The sequence below is a fragment of the Sphingomonas cannabina genome, from assembly GCF_021391395.1.
In the GTDB taxonomy this organism is placed as follows: domain Bacteria; phylum Pseudomonadota; class Alphaproteobacteria; order Sphingomonadales; family Sphingomonadaceae; genus Sphingomonas; species Sphingomonas cannabina.
Genome location: NZ_CP090059.1, coordinates 576,626 through 592,267, shown reverse-complemented (window position 1 = coordinate 592,267; position 15,642 = coordinate 576,626). Strand labels below are relative to the sequence as shown.

9 protein-coding genes are annotated in these 15,642 nt (G+C 70.1%); 2 read left to right on the top strand and 7 right to left on the bottom strand.

The annotated features are described in order from the left end of the window. Positions 1 to 12: 12 nt before the first annotated feature. From LZK98_RS02975 to LZK98_RS02955, 5 genes are all read right to left on the bottom strand, one after another. The gene (locus tag LZK98_RS02975) at positions 13 to 1,695 is read right to left on the bottom strand and encodes an ATP-binding protein (RefSeq protein ID WP_233784867.1); all 1,683 of its coding nucleotides are present in this window, start codon (positions 1,693 to 1,695) and stop codon (positions 13 to 15) included. A 79-nt stretch (positions 1,696 to 1,774) separates the two neighbouring features. Further along, positions 1,775 to 2,536: a TIGR02186 family protein gene (locus tag LZK98_RS02970; RefSeq protein ID WP_233784866.1), complete on the bottom strand. Its 762-nt coding sequence runs from the start codon at positions 2,534 to 2,536 to the stop codon at positions 1,775 to 1,777. Further along, on the bottom strand, positions 2,533 to 3,447 hold the full coding sequence (locus tag LZK98_RS02965; RefSeq protein WP_233784865.1) for a sulfite exporter TauE/SafE family protein: 915 nt from the start codon (positions 3,445 to 3,447) through the stop codon (positions 2,533 to 2,535). The genes LZK98_RS02970 and LZK98_RS02965 overlap by 4 nt, the downstream gene beginning before the upstream one ends. Before the next feature lie 308 nt (positions 3,448 to 3,755). Then, a complete protein-coding gene (locus LZK98_RS02960) occupies positions 3,756 to 4,778 on the bottom strand; it encodes a hypothetical protein (protein WP_233784864.1) in 1,023 nt (340 codons plus the stop codon). Next, entirely contained in the window at positions 4,775 to 6,220 is a 1,446-nt protein-coding gene (locus LZK98_RS02955) for a glycosyl transferase family protein (RefSeq protein WP_233784863.1), read from the bottom strand. The genes LZK98_RS02960 and LZK98_RS02955 overlap by 4 nt, the downstream gene beginning before the upstream one ends. An 83-nt stretch (positions 6,221 to 6,303) precedes the next feature. Here LZK98_RS02955 and LZK98_RS02950 point away from each other — a divergent pair, with 83 nt between their 5' ends. Together LZK98_RS02950 and pbpC are read left to right on the top strand one after the other, a co-directional pair. Next, positions 6,304 to 12,039 carry an alpha-2-macroglobulin family protein gene (locus LZK98_RS02950; protein WP_233784862.1) on the top strand — a complete coding sequence of 1,912 codons (5,736 nt, stop codon included), beginning with the start codon at positions 6,304 to 6,306 and terminating at the stop codon, positions 12,037 to 12,039. A gap of 118 nt (positions 12,040 to 12,157) precedes the next feature. Then, positions 12,158 to 14,248, top strand: coding sequence for a penicillin-binding protein 1C (gene pbpC, locus LZK98_RS02945; protein WP_406694162.1), 2,091 nt, complete (start codon positions 12,158 to 12,160; stop codon positions 14,246 to 14,248). Between the two features lie 280 nt (positions 14,249 to 14,528). On the opposite strand, the gene LZK98_RS02940 is transcribed toward pbpC, so the two are convergent. Beyond that, positions 14,529 to 15,047 carry an RcnB family protein gene (locus LZK98_RS02940; protein ID WP_233784860.1) on the bottom strand — a complete coding sequence of 173 codons (519 nt, stop codon included), beginning with the start codon at positions 15,045 to 15,047 and terminating at the stop codon, positions 14,529 to 14,531. Positions 15,048 to 15,155: 108 nt separating this feature from the next. Continuing rightward, on the bottom strand, positions 15,156 to 15,623 hold the full coding sequence (locus LZK98_RS02935; RefSeq protein ID WP_233784859.1) for an outer membrane protein assembly factor BamE: 468 nt from the start codon (positions 15,621 to 15,623) through the stop codon (positions 15,156 to 15,158). Positions 15,624 to 15,642: the final 19 nt, after the last annotated feature.

Genomic DNA, 15,642 nt, shown 5'->3' with positions numbered 1-15,642 from the left:
GGACGATGCGGCTCAGCGCCCCTGCGCGCGCCAGCGCTTGATCGTGCGCTCGATCAGCCCTTCCTCGCCGCCGGTCTCGCGCCACAGCTCGGAGAAGAGCGGGTCGCCGGAAGCCGGACGCTTGTCTTCGTCCAGCGTGTCGAACAGCACGCGGATCGGCGTCGCGACGCCTTCACCGCAGACGATGCATTCGCGGTTCCTGAGCGCGGGAATCGAATCGAGGAAGCCGCGCGCGCCTTCCGGCATCGCCGCGCGGACATGGGCCTGGTCGCGGTCGTTGTTGAGGCGCATCGCGATGATCGTGCCGCATTGCGACAGCACCCCCTCGGCAAGGTCCGACGGCCGCTGGGTGATGAGGCCCAGCGACACCCCGTACTTGCGGCCTTCCTTGGCGATACGGCTGAGGATGCGGCCGACCGACGAGCCGTCGGCGTTGCGCTCGTTGGGGACGTAGCGGTGCGCCTCCTCGCAGACGAGCAGGATCGGCCGCTGCGCCTCGCCGCGAGACCAGATCGCGAAGTCGAACACCATGCGGGACAGCACCGCCACCACCACCGAGGTGATCTCGCTCGGCACCCCCGACACGTCGATGATCGAGATCGGCCTGCCGTCGCTGGGCAGGCGGAACACGCGCGACAGGAACGTGGCCATCGAATCGGCGACCAGCATGCCCGAGAACATGAAGGAATAGCGCGGATCCGACTTGATCTCCTCGATCTTGGCCTTGAGGCGCAGATAGGGCGCGGTGTCGCCGGCGCGGTCGAGCTTGCCCATCTCGAGCTGGATGAGGTTGAGCAGGTCCGACAGGAGATAGGGGATCGGCGAATCGACGGTGAGCTTGCCGATCTCGGCCGCCAGCCGGTTCTTGCCCTTGGCCGCGAGCAGGCATTTGGCGAGGATATCGGAATCGATCTGCCGGTCGGAGCCCGAGGTGGTGACGAACACCTCGCAATGCTCCTCGAAGTTCATCAGCCAGTAGGGCATCTGCAGGTTGGAGACGTCGTAGATCGCGCCCGTCGTCCTGAATGCCGCCGAATATTCGCCGTGCGGGTCGATCATCACGACATGACCCTCGGGCGCGAGTTGGCAGATACGGTGGAGGATCAGCGCGGCCGCGGTCGACTTGCCGGTGCCGGTCGAACCCAGCAGCGCGAAATGCTTGCCGAGCATCGCGTCGACATAGAGCGCAGCGCGAATGTCTTTGGTCGGGTAGACGGTACCGATCTCGACATGCGCGCGGTCGTCGGCGGCATAGATCTGCTTGAGGTCGGCGGTCGAGACCGGGAACACCGCCGTGCCCGGCGTCGGATAGCGCGTCACGCCGCGGCGGAAGCGGTAGAGCTTGCCGGTCAATTTCTCCTGGTCGCCCTCGCCGAGGAAATCGACCTGTGCGACGACGCGGTTCTCATGCTTGTCGGACAGGCGCAGCGCGCGGATGTTGGCGACCAGCCAGCTGGCGCCGACCTGCATCTTGATCTGGCTGCCGACCTGTCCGGCACTGGCGATGGCAGCGTCGTCGTGATCGGCGAGCGAATCGATCGTCGTCAGGTCGAACAGCACCTGGCTGCTCGATCCGGCGATCTCGAACACGGCGCCGATCTCGGTGCCCGCACCCGCCGATGCCGACGCACCGCCATGACCCGCCCCCGCGAGCGAGGTGGCCTCGAAGCCGTGCCTTTCCAACCGTTCCGCCATCCACGGCCCCCCTGATCGCGCAGGGTATCACCTTGAAAGCGTAAAGATTGTGTTGGCTCGGGTTTGTCCGGAAATGCGCTCAGACGCGGCGGGCGATCGCGCCGGCGCCCCAGCCGAAGGCTACCGAGAGCACCACCGCCACCAACCCGTAGGCGAAAGAGGATTTCTCGGCGGCGCGGGCGACGAAGCGCTCGAAGCCGGATTTGCGGATGTCGATATCGCGCACCGCCGCGGCGAGCACGCGGCCGTCCTGGATCAGGAAGGTCTCGGCGGTGAACCGCCCTACCGGCACGCGCGCCGGGATGGTGACGCGCGCGCGATAGAGCACGCCGTCGGTGATCTCGACCGCCTTCGGGTCCTCGTAATAGAGGCCGCCGCGGCGCCTCAGGTCGACAAGTCCTCCGTCGAACCGCGCCTGCTCGGCCGGAACGGCGCCCGAGGCGGGAGACAGCTGGAGGCTGTCGAGACCGAGCTCGTAGATCGCGCGGGTACGCCCGTCGACGATCCGGCCGATCGGCCGGGACGACGCGATCGCGTAGAAGCTCGGCGCCGAGCGGTAGCGCATGCGGTCGGCGTTGACCCAGATGCCGGCGACCTTCTCCTTCTCGCGCACCAGGATCGATTGGGACGGGCCCTTGACCACCACCACCACGTCAGCCGGCGGCGTGCCCGGCCCGGGCTCCTGGCCCTTGGGATAGAGGATCGCGCCGAACAGCAGCAGCTCGGCGCCGGTGAAGGAATAGGCGATCTCGATGTCGCGCTGCGAGACGTCGGGCACCAGCACCGGCTTGGCGGCGCCGAGGAGGAGCGGCGCGAGCAGCAGGGTCGCGAGCGCCTTCACGACAGCTCCACCGTGTAGATTTCGTCCGGGCGCCAGGTGATGCCGAGCAGCATCCGCACCGCCACCAGCAGCACCATCACCGCAAGCGCGAGGCGGAGATATTCGGGCTTCATCTTCGCCGCGAACCGCGCGCCGAGCTGCGCGCCGACCACCGAGCCGAGGAGGAGCAGCGCGGCGAGCACGATATCGACCGCCTTGGTGGTGAGCGCGTGCGTCATCGTCGCCGCGGCGGTGACGAACAGGATCTGGAACAGACTGGTGCCGACCACGACCTGCGTGGTCATGCCGAGCAGATAGAGCATCGCGGGTACCAGGATGAAGCCGCCGCCGACGCCGAGCAGCACGGTCAGCATGCCGGTGCCGAAGCCGAGCAGCAGCGGCGCGAGCGGCGAGATGTAGAGGCCGGAGCGGTAGAAGCGCCACCTGAGCGGCAGCGCGGCCACCAGAGGATGGTGGCGGCGCTTGCGGGCCTTGGGCGCGGTGCCGCTGCGCATCGCGCCGATGCTGACCAGCGATTCGCGCAGCATCAGCCCGCCGATCGATCCGAGCATGACGACATAGATGACCGCGATCACCGTATCGATCTGCCCGCTCGCCTGGAGCAGCCGAAACAGTCCCGCACCTGCGATCGAGCCGAGGATGCCGCCGAAGGTCAGCACCAACCCCATGTGCACGTCGACGCCATTGCGCCGGAAATGCGCGAACACGCCCGACACGCTCGCCCCGGTGACCTGGCTCGCCGCCGAGGCGGCCGCCACGGTGGGGGGAATGCCGTAAAAGATGAGCAGCGGCGTCGTCAGGAACCCACCGCCGACGCCGAACATGCCCGACAGCAAGCCCACCCCGCCGCCCAGCAGGATGATCACGAGCGCGTTCACCGACAGGTTGGCGATCGGCAGGTAGATGTCCACGAATGCTAGCCGATAGCCCTTTTACCGGCCGTGCCAAGGGCTAGGGTGTGTACTCGATACCGGCAATGGTCTGGACGGAGCGGATTTGGCGCAGGGCTAGGAGCGAGGAAGGAGCGATGCCGAAGCATCGTGACTGACGAGCGACGACGTCATGCGTCAAAATCCGCCCGCCGCTGCGCGGTCGCATTCGGGGGCTCGCTGGCTACGTCGCTTGCTTGCGCGTAGCTTCAGCTACGCGTCTGCGCCGCACTCCTTGCCAGCGAGCCCCCGAATGCGATCCAGACCGTTGCCGGTATCGAGTACACACCCTAGAAGTCGGCGCCGACCGACAAGGCCAGGCCGGAGCCGGGCCGCGCCTCGCCGGCGACGCGCTGGCGCCAGTCGACCGAGACGCGGACGGTGCGGTCGGCGAGTGGGATGCCGAGACCGAGGCTGGGCCCCAGATCGAGCCGGGCGACGCCGCGCTGCGCGCCGCCCCAGGCGCCGGCGCCGAGGTCGAGATCGATCCTGCCCAAGCGCGCGACCGGATGCGCGGCGCGGGCGATGCCGTCGACATAATGTTCGGCGCCGTCGCGGAAGATCGCGCCGCCCTGTGCATAGCCCTCGAGCCGGAAGCCGGCGGGAAGCGCCGTATAGACGCCGCCGCTGATCCCCAGTGCCGGACCGCCCCGCCCTTCGTCGAGCGCGATGCGCCGTTCGGCAACGAGGCGGACCGGGAGGCGGCCCGGACGCCAGGCGATCCCGAGCGCCAGCTCGCGCCCTGCCCCCGCCGCGGGCGCGGCGAGCCGGCCGGTCGCGGCGAAGCCGTGGCCGAGCGCATAGTCGACGCGCAGCCCTCCCTGCGAACCGCCGAGCTGCGGTGCGTCGGTGCTGGCGCCGAGGCCGGTCCCGCCGCGCACGATCAGCCAGCTGCTCGCCGACCAGCGGCCTTCGCCCCGCGCGGCAAGGGCGGCAAGGGCGGGCAAGTCGCGCCGGAGCTGAGGCTGCGTTTCCGATTCCTGTTCGATCTCGTGCACGGGTCCGAACTGGCTCATCGCCAGCAGAGCGAGCTGCACGCGTCGCGGATTGGAGGGCATCCCGCCGTTGGGAGCGAGCGGTGTCCGACCGGCATGAGCGATACGGTGGATTCCGGGCACGATCGCTCGCGACGGCATTCGAGCCGAGGCCGGGGCGGTCGTGACCATCGGCGGATGTGCGGCGAGCACCGGCAGAGGTGCCACGCGGCGAATCGCCTCCGGCAGCGATCCGGTTTCGTGCCAAAGGATCAGCACCCTTGCCGCCACCCAGCCGCCCGTCACCAGACCAAGGAAACGAAGCGGGCGGCCGCTCATGCCTCAGGTGCCATGAGCTCGGCTTCGGTGGGAAAGCGGTGCGCCGTCTTGTCCCAGTGCGGTCGTGCACCGCGCAAGGTTCCGACATAGCGGAACAACGCCCGCCGCGCCGCCATCAACGCAATCACATTACCGACGATGAGCCGCGGCATCGACAGCGCCGCCTCCGCCCAGCCATAGCTCGCCGCGATGAATCCGGCACGCACCGCGATACGCCAGACGAGCAGGCCCAGGTTGAGCGCCAGCACCGCCTGGACCCAGGGGTGGGGCACCGGCAGCGGCGTCCCGCCGACAAGGACACGAACCACGCTGACACCCCAGAGGAACAGCGCGGCATAGGCGGCGGCGAGCACCAGCACGCCCAGCGGCTGGCGGCGATCGCGCATCCGCATCCAGTAATCGCCGATTCCGCGGGATCCCGCCCAGCCCAGCCGATCCCATCCCGCGAAGGCGATACCGAACATCCAGCGCGCGCGCTGGCGCACCGCGGCTTCGACCGTGCCGGGGAAATAGGCGTGAACCGCCACCGGCAGGCCGCCGGCATGTTCTCGGACGCGCGGCGCTGCGACCCGCCCGCCGAGCGCCGAGATCGTCAGCCCCAGCTCATAGTCCTCGGTCAGGCTGGCGGCATCGAACGGCTTGCCGCCGCGCGCCTCGGCGACGCGGCCGAGCATCTCGCGCGACATCGCACAGCCGACTCCCGCGAAAGGAAGCCCGGCGCCGACCGCCTGGCGCACGACGAGCTGCTTGGCATGGGACTCGACGAACTCGTCGATGTAGGTGCCGGCGACGAGGCGGGAGTCGCGATCGACCAGCGGCAGCACCGGGACCTGCACCGCGTCATAATCGCCGATCAGATGATCATAGACCGCAAGCTCGCCGGCGTGGACGACGTCCTCCGAATCGTGGAGCACCACCGCGACCGCCGGCTCCAGCCCGGCTGCTTCGTCGTTCAGCATCGCGGTCCACAGGCTGTTGAGGCAGTCGGCCTTGGTCGTCGGCCCCGCGCGCGTGCCGACGACGAGTCGGACGCGCGGATCGTCGAGCGCGACCGCCGCGATCGCCTCGATCGTCTCCCAATCGTTGGGATAGGCGCCGGCGTAGATGCGCAGCCCCGGATGCGGCCAGCGCTCGACCGCCGTGCGGAGCATCCGGCCGATCACCGCGGCCTCATCCCACGACGGCACGAACACCGCGATCGGGCGGCTGGGCGGCGGCAGCTCGGCAAGCAGCGGATCGCGCCGCCCGGTCGCCCGCCGCCACCCCAGCCGCGCGAAATAGACGGCGTCGACGATCAGATCGTCGACGCCGCCCACAAGGAAGCCGGTCGCCGCGAACATGATCGTTTCGCGCGCAGCAACATCGATCAGTCCGGTGACGATGCCCCCGTCCAGCCCCTTTTCCCCCTGAAGCGAACATAGCCGCGCAACCGGGGCCGACAAGCGGTGGAATCGGATACGATTATCGAGACGCTGGACTCGGCGCGGCCGCCGTTTCAGGTTGGCAACAAAAAGGGGAATCCGCCGTGAAGCTCGCCGTTCGCCTCGCGATTCTTGCCGCCGCGCTTGCACCGCTCACTGCCCAGGGCGACGCCAGTCCGCGCGTGATCCTGGCCACGCCGGGCATCGGCGACGGCGCGATCGAGCGGTTCACCTTGCGCTTCTCGGCGGCGATGGTGCCGCTCGGCGACCCGCGTGCGAAGGCGCCGGCGGCCAGCGCCTGCGCGGGCGAGGGGCGCTGGGTGGACCAGTCGACCTGGGTCTACGAGTTCGCGAGCCCGCTGCCGGGCGGCACCACGTGCGAGTTCAACCTGGCCGCGGGGCTCAAGAGCGTCTCCGGCTACGAGGTCACCGGCAATTCGACGTTCAAGGTCGATTCGGGCGGGCCGATCGCGCGGGCGGTGCTGCCGGGCAACTACGACGGCGAGATCGAGGAGGACCAGGTATTCCTGGTCGCCGCGGCGATGGCGCCCGACCGCGCCTCGGTCGGTGCCAACGCCTATTGCGCGGTCGACGGACTCGGCGAGAAGATTCCGGTCGATGTGCTCGACGCGGCGCTGCCGGGCAAGCTGCTGTCCGAGCTCGGCATCGATCGCTGGCAGGTCTCGAGCTTCCTCTCCAGCGCCAACCTGCCGAGCGCGCTGCCGGCCGAGGCCAAGGCACGGGACGAGGCGCTGGCGAGCGTGATCGCGGTCAAGTGCCGCCGCCCGCTGCCGCCCGGGCGCGACATGGCGCTGGTGTGGGGCGCGGGCGTCAGCGCCGCCGGCCGCACTGCGGGAGCCGACCAGCGTTTCGACTTCACCGTGCGCAAGCCGTTCACCGCGCGCTTCGAATGCAGCCGGGTCAATCCGCAGGCCGGCTGCAACCCGGTCAAGGACGCCTATGTCCGCTTCTCGGCGCCGATCCCCAGGGCGCAGGCCGAGGCGATCCGCATCGCGCTGCCCGACGGCAAGACGCTGACGCCGAAGATCGACAAGGACGACCAGACCAAGGCGGTGGTGAGCCAGGTCAGCTTCTCCGCACCGCTGCCAGCCGCCACCACCGCCAAGCTGACGCTGCCCGCCGATGTGAAGGACGAGAGCGGCCGTCCGCTCTCCAACGCCGAGCGATTCCCGCTGGATGTGCGATTCGACGCGGCGCCGCCGCTGGTCAAGTTCGCCGCCGTGTTCGGCGTGCTCGAGGCCGAGGAAGGCGGCGTGCTGCCGGTGACGGTGCGCGCGGTCGAGCCCTCGCTCGGCGGCCAGGTCGCCAGCGTCTCCGGCCAGACGCTCAAGGTCGACGCGTCCGATGCCGACGTCGCGGCCTGGCTGCGCCGGCTCGACGAGCATGAAGAATCGGATTTCGAGGAGGTGAAGCGCGGCGATGAGACCGTCACGATCAACAACACCGCCTCCAAGCCGCTGATCCCGGCCGGACGCGGCGCCGCGCTCAACGTCGGCCTGCCGGGCAAAGGCAAGGAGTTCGAGGTCGTCGGCATCCCGCTGAAGCAGCCCGGCTTCTACGTGGTCGAGCTCGCCAGCCCCGCGCTCGGCCGTGCGCTGCTCGGCCGCGATGCGCCGCGCTACGTGACCGCGGGCGCACTCGTCACCAACATGAGCGTGCATTTCAAATGGGGCCGCGAGGGCTCGCTCGCCTGGGTGACCGAGCTCAGCAGCGGCAAGCCGGTGGCGGGCGCCGACGTGCGCGTCTCCGACAGCTGCACCGGTGCGATCCTGGCGCGCGGCGCCACCGACGCCGAGGGTCGCTTTCTGGTCACCAAGGGCTTGCCCGACCCCGAGACCTACGGCAGCTGCGAGGACAACAGCACCAACCATCCGCTGATGATCTCCGCACGCAAGGCCGGGGACTTCGCCTTCGACCTGACGAGCTGGGGCGAGGGCATCCGGCCTTACGACTTCGACCTGCCCTATGGCTGGAGCGAGCGCAGCGAGGTGGTCCACACCGTGTTCGACCGCGCGCTCGTCCGCCAGGGCGAGACGGTGCACATGAAGCACATCGTCCGCGTGCCGAACGGTGCCGGCTTCCGCATGGGCGAGCCGTTCACCGGCACGCTCAAGCTGTCGCACCGCGGCTCCGACACCCAGTTCGAACTGCCGCTGTCGATCGACGCCAACGGCACCGGCGAGAACGAATGGACCGCGCCGCAGGGCGCGCCGATGGGCGACTACGACGTGCAGATGGTGGTGGGCGACCGCACCATCTCCAGCGGCCAGTCGTTCAAGGTCGACGAATACAAGCTGCCGACGATGAAGGCGACGGTGACCGGGCCCAAGGAGGCGCAGGTCAGGCCAAAGACGATGCCGCTCGATCTCTACGCCGGCTATCTGTCCGGCGGCGGCGCCTCCAACCTGCCGGTCGACCTGCGCATCGGCTATTTCCGGCGCTCCGCCACACCCGCCAATTATGACGCCTACACCTTCGGCGGCGCGGCGGTGAAGGAAGGCGTGCAGCCGCTCAACGGCGACGGCGAGGACGCCGACGAGGCGGCCGAGCTGCCGCCGACGCAATCGCTGCCGGTGACGCTCGGCGGCGACGGTACCGGCAAGGCGACGGTCGACGTGCCCGCGCTCGACGCCGGCACCGACATGCTGGTCGAGATGGACTATCAGGACGCCAACGGCGAGACGCTGACCGCCTCGCGCCGCATCCCGATCTATGCCTCGGCGGTGCAGCTCGGCGTCAGGACCGACGGCTGGCTGATGAAGCAGGACGACCTGCGCCTCAAGCTGGTCGCGCTCGACACCGACGGCAACCCGATCGCCGGGCAGCGGGTGGAGGTCGCGCTCTACAGCCGCGAGATCCTGACCGCGCGGCGGCGGCTGATCGGCGGCTTCTACGCCTATGACAACCAGGCGAAGACCACCAAGCTGTCGGGATCATGCTCGACCACGACCGACAAGCTCGGCCTCGCCGAATGCCAGCTCGATCCGGGCGTGTCGGGCGAGGTCTATGCGGTGGCCACCACCACCGACGCCAACGGCAATGTCGCGCGCGCGGTGCGGTCGGTGTGGCTGGTCGGCGACGACGACTGGTGGTTCGGCGGCGACAATGGCGACCGCATGGACGTGATCCCCGAGCAGGCGGAGTACAAGGCCGGCGAGACCGCGAAGTTCCAGGTGCGGATGCCGTTCCGCAACGCCACCGCGCTGGTGACGGTCGAGCGCGAGGGCGTGCTGTCGAGCTTCGTCACCCAGCTGTCCGGCACCGATCCGGTGGTCGAGGTGCCGATGCCCGGCACCTATGCGCCGGACGTGTTCGTCTCGGTGATGGCGGTGCGCGGCCGCGTCGGCGGCTGGTGGCTGTGGCTGTCCAACCTCGCGCGCGACTGGGGGCTGCCCTGGTTCAGCCGCGAGGGCGCGCGGCCGACCGCGACGGTCGACCTTGCCAAGCCGGCCTATCGCCTCGGCATCGCCAAGGTGAAGGTGGGATGGGAGGCGCATCGTCTCGGCGTCGAGGTGAAGGCCGACAAGGGCCGCTATGCGGTGCGCGACACGGCTGAGGTCGACGTCGCGGTGCGAGGTCCCGACGGCAAGCCCGCCGCCTCCGCCGACGTCGCCTTCGTCGCGGTCGACGAGGCGCTGCTGCAGCTCGCGCCCAACGACAGCTGGGACCTGCTGACCGCGATGATGGGCGAGCGGCCGATCTCGGTGCTGACCTCGACCGCGCAGATGCAGGTGGTCGGCAAGCGCCACTATGGCCGCAAGACCGCCGAGCCCGGCGGTGGCGGCGGCGGCGACCTGTCCGGCCTCAACCGCGAGAATTTCCAGCCGGTGCTGCTGTGGCGCGGGCGGCTCGCGCTCGACGGCAACGGCCATGCGCGCGTCGCGGTACCGCTCAGCGACGCCCTGTCCTCGTTCAAGCTGGTGGCGGTCGCGACCTCCGGACCGCAGCTGTTCGGCACCGGCGAGACGAGCGTGCGCACGTCGCAGGACCTGCAGATCTTCGCGGGGCTCCCGCCGCTGGTGCGCACCGGCGACTGGTATGCGGCAGGCTTCACGCTGAGGAACGCGTCGGACAGGCCGATGAAGGTCTCGGCCACCGTCGAGGTGACGCCGGCGATCGCGCGCGGCCGACCGATCGAGGTGACGATTCCCGCGGGCGGCGCGGTGCCGGTCGCCTGGAACCTGACCGCGCCGTCGATGCCCGGCAATCTGAGCTGGAAGGTCACGGCCAGGTCCGCCGACGGCAAGGCGAGCGACGCCATCACCGTCGCGCAGGAGGTGGCGCCCGCGGTGCCCGTGGAGGTATGGGCCTCCTCGCTCACTCGCGTCGGCGAGGCGACCTCGCTGGTGGTCGGCCCGCCGGCCGGGGCGCTGCCGGGGCTCGGCAGCGTCGAGGTCAGCCTGACCGACACGCTCGCGCCGCCGCTCGCCGGCGTGCGCGACTATATGGCGGCCTATCCCTACAGCTGCTTCGAGCAGCGGCTGTCGCGCGCGGTGGCGCTCGGCGACGGCGGCATGTGGACGGCGCTCGCGGGCGAGATGCCGACCTACCTCGATGGCGACGGCCTGCTGCGCTATTGGCCGTCGGAGACGCTGCCGGGATCGGAGGCGCTCACCGCCTATGTGTTGGCGCTGACCTCCGAGGCCGGGCTGCCGGTGCCCGAGGCCCCGCGCGGCCGGATGATCGAGGCGCTGAAGGCGGTGCTCGACGGGCGGCTGAGGCATGAGGACTATGGCGACGTCCGGCTCCAGCGCCTCAACGCCTTCGCTGCATTGGCCCGCGCCGGGGCGGCGACGCCCGACATGCTCGGCCAGATCGGGCTCGCCCCGAACGAGATGCCGACCGCCAGCCTTGCCGACTATATCGTCGCATTGGGCAAGGTGCCGGGGCTCGCCAACGGCGCTGCGCTGCGCAGCCAGGCGGAGGACGTGCTGCGCACGCGCCTGGTCTACGAGGGCACGCGGCTCGATCTTTCCGACAAGGACAATGCGCCATGGTGGCTGATGTCCTCGGGCGACGAAAGCGCGATCAAGGCGCTGCTCGCGGTGCTCGGCCGGCCGGGTTGGCAGGATGACGCGGCGAAGATGATGGTCGGCGTCGCCCAGCGCCAGCAGCGCGGCCATTGGGATAACACCACCGCCAACGCCTGGGGGACGGTGCTCGCGCAGCGCTTCATGGCGATGTACCCGGCCGAGGCGATCGCGGGGATCACCACTGCCTCGCTCGGCAGCTCGAGCATCAGCCGGAGCTGGCCGCTCGCACCCGACCAGCGCCGCTTCAGCCTGGCCTTGCCGGCGGCGCAGGCGCCGCTGCGCCTCGCCCAGTCGGGCGGCAGCGGACCGTGGGCGTTCGTGACGGTCAAAGCGGCGGTGCCGCTCCGCCAGCCGCTCAATGCCGGCTACAAGATGACCAAGGCGGTCGAGGTGGTGCAGGCGCGGACCAAGGGCCAGCTCACCCGCGGCGACGTGATCAAGGTGACGATCACCGTCGACGCCTCGGCCGAGCGCAACTGGGTGGTGGTGAGCGATCCGGTGCCCGCCGGCGCGACCGTCGTCGGCGGCGCGGCCAACCAGTCGTCGATGCTGGGCGACCTCGCCGGCGCCGGCGAAGGGGTGAGCCCGAGCTACATCGAGCGCGGCAAGGACGCGTGGCGCGCCTATTTCGCCTGGGTGCCGCGCGGGACCTTCAAGGTCTCCTACGTCATGCGGCTGAACGGCGTCGGTCGGCTGCAGGTGCCGCCGACGCGGGTCGAGGCGATGTACTCGCCCGCGATCCGCGCGCAATGGCCGAACCAGCCGATGGTCGTGACGCAGCGGTGATGTCGTGGTGGACGTGCCCCAATTCCCGTTCGGGCTGAGCTTGTCGAAGCCCTGTTCTTCTCTTCTCGAAAAAGGAAGGGCGGCGCTTCGACAAGCTCAGCGCGAACGGAACAAGTGGATCGCCCTTGCCGCTATTCTCGCCCTTGCGGCATCGGTCGCAGGGGCCGACTGGATCACGCGCCCGCCGCCTTTGCCGAGCTACGCTCAGGTCCGCGCCGCTTGGAAGCCGTCCGAGGCCTGGCTCTACGACCGCAACGGCCGGCTGGTCGACAGCATCCGCGTCGATTTCGAGCGCCGCCGCCTCGCCTGGACGCCGCTCGACAAGGTCGCCGAGCCGATGAAGGCGACCTTGGTCGCGGCCGAGGACCATCGCTTCTACGGCCATAACGGCGTCGACTGGTGGAGCCTTGCGGGCACGCTGCGCGACCGGATGCAGGGCGAGCGCGCACGCGGCGCCTCGACCCTGTCGATGCAGCTCGCCGCCTATCTCTCGCCCGACCTTGCCGCGCCAGGTGCGCGCGGGCTGCTCGACAAGCTGCGGCAGATGCGCGCGGCCAGGGCGCTGGAGGCGCGCTGGAGCAAGGACCAGATCCTCGAGGCCTATCTCAACCTCGCCGGCTTCCGCGGCGAGGCGCAGGGGATCGGCGCCGCCGCGCTCGGGCTGTTCGGCAAGACACCCGATGCGCTCACCCGCGACGACGCGCTGCTGCTGACGGCGCTGCTGCCCAATCCGGCAGCGACGGCGCCCCGGATCGCCGGCCGAGCGTGCCGGCTCGGGCAGGAGCGGGATTGCAGCCGCTTCGAGGGCATGGCCGCATCGATGCTGGGGCCGGCGCGGAGCCTCGCGCTCGATCCCGGCCTCGCGCCCCATCTCGCGACCCGGTTGCTGACCAGGCCGGGGATGAAGGTCACCAGCACGCTCGACGCGCGCATCCAGCAGGTCGCGATCATTGCGCTTCGGCGCCAGCTCCAGGGGCTCGGCGGCAGCCGTGCGCGTGACGGGGCGGTGATCGTAGTCGACAACGCCAGCGGCGACGTGCTCGCCTATGTCGGCGGGATCGGTGGCGCCTCGACCGCGCCCCAGGTCGACGGCGCCAACGCCTATCGCCAGGCGGGATCGACGCTGAAGCCGTTCCTCTACGCGATGGGATTCGAGAAGGGTTATCTCACTCCCGCGTCGATACTCGACGATTCGCCGGTGCAGCTCGACACCGCCTCGGGCCTCTACGTGCCGCAGAACTACGATCGCGGGTTCAAGGGACCGGTGTCGGCGCGGACCGCGCTCGCGGGGTCGCTGAACGTGCCGGCGGTGCGCACCTTGCTGCTGACGGGCGTCGAGGCGTTCCGCGACCGACTGTGGGACACCGGCTATCGCGGCCTCACCGAGGACGGCGATTATTACGGCTTCAGCCTGGCGCTCGGATCGGCGGAGGTGACGCTCGGCCAGCAGGTCGACGCCTATCGCAGCCTCGCCAACAGCGGGCGCTGGTCGCCGCTGAGGCTGACCACGGACGCCCCGCGCGAGGCGCCGCGCGCGATCACCACGCCCGCGGCCGCCTGGCTGGTCGCCGACATCCTGGCCGATCCGGCGGCGCGCGCCGCCACCTTCGGGCTCGATTCGGCGCTGCGGCTGCCGTTCTGGGCGGCGGCCAAGACCGGCACCTCCAAGGCGATGCGCGACAATTGGTGCATCGGCTTCTCGCGCCGCTACACCGTCGGCGTCTGGGTGGGGAATCTCGAGGGCGATCCGATGCGCGCCGTCTCGGGCACCAGCGGGGCGGCGCCGGTGTGGCGCGACGTGATGCTGGCGCTCGGCGATGGTGGCGGGCCGCCACCGACGCCCAAGGGGATCGAGGCACGGACGGTGCGCTTCGCCGGCGCCATCGAGCAGCCGCGCCGCGAATATTTCCTTGCCGGCACCAGCCAGGCCGAGCTGGCGGAGGCCCCCGCCGCCGCGCGCCGGCCGCGCATCACCACGCCGGTGTCGGGCAGCGTCTATGCGCTCGACCCCGATATCCCGCCGTCACGCCAGCGGCTCGCGGTATCGGTGTCGGGGGAAGTGATCGGGCACCGGCTGCTGCTCGACCGGCACGACATCGGCGCCGCCGACGCGCAGCCGCTGCTGCTGGCGCCGCCGGGATCACATCTGCTGCGGCTGGTGGATCTCGGCGGGCGGACGGTCGATCAGGTCCGCTTCACCATCCGCTGAAATACAAATCATATCGCCAGCGAACCAATCGGCGGTTCGCGCGTTGCGTGGCGCAGGTCCCTTCCCTTTCGGGGACCAGGCGTCCCTCCCGGCGCCCGGCCGCGTCGGCGCTTATCTGCGACGCGGCCGAACCCGGAGCGGTTTTGGAGCCTATTCGGGAATGCGGCACCGGCCCGCTCCCCCACCCGGCCACCCACGAGCGTACCCTGATGGGTGGCCGGGTGGGGGAGCGGGCCGGTGCCGCCGAAATGTGCCGCTGGGCACATTTCCGAATAGGCTCTTACCAGTAGAAGCCGCGGATCACGTCGACGACATAGCCGCGACGCGTGTCGACCAGGATCACGTCATTGTAGTGACGCACCCAGCGCTGGTAGCGGCCGGCCGGCGGCAGGCGGTAACGCCAGGGATCGTTGATCCAGTAGCGCGAACCCCAATAGGTCGGCGCGATACGCACGCCCGGACGGAAGCTGTAGTAGCGGAACGGCGCCCGCCAATTGCCCCGCGCGTAGAGGCCCCGGTTGCGATCGCGCCAGCCGCGCCAGTCGTCGCGGCCCCAGCGGCGGTTCCGGTCGTTGATATCCTCGCGAAGCTCACGGCGCGCCTCGCGCACGTCGCGGCGCTCCTCGCGAATGTCACGGTGATCGCCGCGGCGATAGGCGTCGCGCAACTCGCGCCGCTCCTCGCGGAGGTCGCGACGGTCGCGGCGGATCTCGCCCTGCGACTGCGCGCTGGCGGGGGCGGGAGCGATCACCGGCATCGCCACCGCGGCGATCAGCGCGGTCATCATCAACTTGCGCATAAATCCTCCTATTCCCTTACGGACGCGGCACGCGCCGCATCTCGTCCCGATGCATAGGAGATGTCGCTTGAACCGGGCGCGAACGCGCCGGTCAGCCAATTGAAAGGGTCAGGGCCCGGTGTCGCCGCCGCCCGGCGCGCCGGCGCCCGCGCCGACCGTGCCGATGTTGCCGAACAGATCCTGGAAGAAGCCGCGATGGCGGCCCAACGTCGGCGTCGTCTTGCCGTAGGGCGTGACCTCCGCGACCTGCTCGATGCCGGTGCGGTTGATCGCGGTCACCGTGCCGTTCTGGTCGAAGCTGACGCGGATCGCCACCTGGCGGATCGCCTTGGGATTGTTGAACGCGAGGTTGCGGGTGTCGCGCGACACATAATACCAGTCGCGATCGTTGAACTGGCCGCCGACGGTCGGCCGCCCGAGCACGCGCGTCACCGATTCGCGGTTGTCGACCCCCGGCTGCACCGAGTTCACCAGATCGGCATCGACGACATAGCCCTGATGGCCGCGCAGCGGCGTGCAGCCGCCGGAAAGCCCCGCGGCAGCGGCGATGAGCAGGACGGCGGCGGGACGAAACATGGAAACTCTCCGGACGATA

Coding starts and splice junctions, on each gene's coding strand:
- LZK98_RS02975 (WP_233784867.1), bottom strand. CDS start 1,695: ATGGCGGAACGGTTGGAAAGGCACGGCTTCGAGGCCACCTCGCTCGCG.
- LZK98_RS02960 (WP_233784864.1), bottom strand. CDS start 4,778: ATGAGCGGCCGCCCGCTTCGTTTCCTTGGTCTGGTGACGGGCGGCTGG.
- LZK98_RS02940 (WP_233784860.1), bottom strand. CDS start 15,047: ATGCGCAAGTTGATGATGACCGCGCTGATCGCCGCGGTGGCGATGCCG.
- LZK98_RS02935 (WP_233784859.1), bottom strand. CDS start 15,623: ATGTTTCGTCCCGCCGCCGTCCTGCTCATCGCCGCTGCCGCGGGGCTT.